Annotated in this window: 1 rRNA gene; it reads left to right on the forward strand. The window is 53.3% G+C overall.

Annotated elements, in window-relative coordinates:
- Positions 1-972: ribosomal RNA gene (locus MWG72_RS15425) — 23S ribosomal RNA — on the forward strand; the annotation flags it as partial.

Here is a 972-nt window from a genome sequence, read left to right on the forward strand (position 1 = left end):
AGCTTTAGGGCTAGCCTCGAGGTTGAGAGTTCTGGAGGTAGAGCACTGATTGGACTAGGGGCCCCCACAGGGTTACCGAATTCAGTTAAACTCCGAATGCCAGCAACTTATACTCGGGAGTCAGACTGCGAGTGATAAGATCCGTAGTCAAGAGGGAAACAGCCCAGACCGCCAGCTAAGGTCCCCAAGTGTATGTTAAGTGGAAAAGGATGTGGCGCTGCCTAGACAGCTAGGATGTTGGCTTAGAAGCAGCCACCATTCAAAGAGTGCGTAATAGCTCACTAGTCGAGTGGCGCCGCGCCGAAAATGTAACGGGGCTAAACATACCACCGAAGCTGCGGATTCCGTAAGGAATGGTAGGGGAGCGTTCCAAACCGCTGTGAAGCTGTACCGGAAGGAGCAGTGGAGCGTTTGGAAGTGAGAATGCCGGTGTGAGTAGCGAAAAGAGGGGTGAGAATCCCCTCCGTCGAAAGCCCAAGGTTTCCTGAGGAAGGCTCGTCCGCTCAGGGTTAGTCTGGACCTAAGCCGAGGCCGAAAGGCGTAGGCGATGGATAACAGGTTGATATTCCTGTACCGCCGATCCACCGTTTGAACAATGGGGGGACGCAGGAGGATAGTGACGCATGCGGATGGAAGTGCATGTGCAAGTTTCAAGACCGTCTGATTGGCAAATCCGTCAGGCATCACAGTCAAGGAACGATGCGGAGTCCCGTAGGGACGTAGGTCACGATTTCACACTGCCAAGAAAAGCCTCTAGTGAGGGGGAAGGCGCCAGTACCGTAAACCGACACAGGTAGGCGAGATGAGAATTCTAAGACGCGCGGGATAACTCTCGTTAAGGAACTCGGCAAAATGGTCCCGTAACTTCGGGAGAAGGGACGCTCTACACATGTAGAGCCGCAGTGAATAGGCCCAAACGACTGTTTAGCAAAAACACAGGTCTCTGCTAAATCGCAAGATGACGTATAGGGG

Origin of the sequence: Acinetobacter lwoffii (assembly GCF_022967985.1) — a bacterium.
Lineage (GTDB): Bacteria > Pseudomonadota > Gammaproteobacteria > Pseudomonadales > Moraxellaceae > Acinetobacter.